Genomic DNA, 1,965 nt, shown 5'->3' on the forward strand with positions numbered 1-1,965 from the left:
AAAATCCGGCAGCCACCTGCTCTCCCATACAGTCTCCCGTATAGTACCATCGGCCGCTCAGGTCTTAACCGTCGTGTTCGGGATGAAAACGGGTGTCTCCCCTGAACGCATCGCCACCGGAATCCTTACTCTGAGTGTTCCTTCTTCCTCGCTTCTCTTACTCTTCCGATTTGACACCCAGACAGAAATGCAACCCCTACTTCTTCTTGCTTCTTCTCTTAGAAAGGAGGTGATCCAGCCGCACCTTCCGATACGGCTACCTTGTTACGACTTCACCCCAGTTATTGATCCTGCCTTCGGCAGCTCCCTCCCTTGCAGGTTGGGTCACTGACTTCGGGCATTACCAACTCCCATGGTGTGACGGGCGGTGTGTACAAGACCCGGGAACGTATTCACCGCAGCATGCTGATCTGCGATTACTAGCGATTCCAGCTTCGTGTAGTCGGGTTGCAGACTACAGTCCGAACTGAGACGTTATTTCTGAGGTTCGCTTGCCGTCACCGGCTCGCTTCCCTTTGTTTACGCCATTGTAGCACGTGTGTCGCCCAGATCATAAGGGGCATGATGATTTGACGTCATCCCCACCTTCCTCCGGGTTATCCCCGGCAGTCTCCGTAGAGTTCCCATCTTACTGCTGGCTACTACGGACAAGGGTTGCGCTCGTTGCGGGACTTGACCCAACATCTCACGACACGAGCTGACGACAACCATGCACCACCTGTCTCCATTGTCCCGAGGGAAATAAGCCATTACGCTTACGTCAATGGGATGTCAAGACCTGGTAAGGTTCTTCGCGTTGCTTCGAATTAAACCACATGCTCCACCGCTTGTGCGGGTCCCCGTCAATTCCTTTGAGTTTCATTCTTGCGAACGTACTCCCCAGGTGGAATACTTACTGCGTTTGCGACGGCACTGAAAGACCTTGTCTCCCAACACCTAGTATTCATCGTTTACAGCGTGGACTACCAGGGTATCTAATCCTGTTTGCTACCCACGCTTTCGAGCCTCAACGTCAGTTGCTGTCCAGTAAGCCGCCTTCGCCGCCGGTGTTCCTCCTAATATCTACGCATTTCACCGCTACACTAGGAATTCCGCTTACCCCTCCAGTACTCTAGACAAACAGTTTCCAAAGCAGTCCCGCGGTTGAGCCGCGGGCTTTCACTTCAGACTTGCCTCTCCGTCTACGCTCCCTTTACACCCAGTAAATCCGGATAACGCTTGCCCCCTACGTATTACCGCGGCTGCTGGCACGTAGTTAGCCGGGGCTTCTTACTCAGGTACCGTCATCTCTCCTTCCGGAGCCTTTCTTCCCTGCTGATAGAGCTTTACATACCGAAATACTTCTTCACTCACGCGGCGTCGCTGCATCAGAGTTCCCTCCATTGTGCAATATCCCCCACTGCTGCCTCCCGTAGGAGTTTGGGCCGTGTCTCAGTCCCAATGTGGCCGTCCGCCCTCTCAGGCCGGCTACTGATCGTCGCTTTGGTGAGCCGTTACCTCACCAACTGGCTAATCAGACGCGGGGCCATCTCTGACCACCGGAGTTTTTCCCACTCGATGATGCCATCCTGTGGGCTTATGCGGTATTATCAGTCGTTTCCAACTGCTATCCCCCGGTCAGAGGCAGGTTCCCCACGCGTTACTCACCCGTCCGCCACTAAGATAATTTCCGATCTGCCGAAGCTTCTCTTTCACTATCTCCGTTCGACTTGCATGTGTTAGGCACGCCGCCAGCGTTCATCCTGAGCCAGGATCGAACTCTCATGTTCTGTAGTAGTTCTTTCCCGGTCAGCCGAACCACTGACTTCTCAGTTTTTCTGCTGTCCGTTTTTTACTAGTCTGTTCTGAATGTCTCGCGATCCCTATAAGGCCCGCACCATCCGCTCGGATCGTGTTCCTTACGGGAATCTTGAAATCTTCAGGGTTGCATTTCTGTTTGTTTGTCAAATCTGCTGCCGCTTCCTT

The 1,965-nt window shown here is 53.4% G+C and carries 2 rRNA genes; both read right to left on the minus strand.

From position 1 onward, the window contains the following. Positions 1-3: 3 nt before the first annotated feature. Positions 4-121 (minus strand): 5S ribosomal RNA (rrf, locus tag E0E20_RS13715). A gap of 101 nt (positions 122-222) precedes the next feature. Beyond that, positions 223-1,769 (minus strand): 16S ribosomal RNA (locus E0E20_RS13720). Positions 1,770-1,965: the final 196 nt, after the last annotated feature.

Origin of the sequence: Lachnoclostridium sp. Marseille-P6806 (assembly GCF_900625025.1) — a bacterium.
In the GTDB taxonomy this organism is placed as follows: domain Bacteria; phylum Bacillota; class Clostridia; order Lachnospirales; family Lachnospiraceae; genus CAG-791.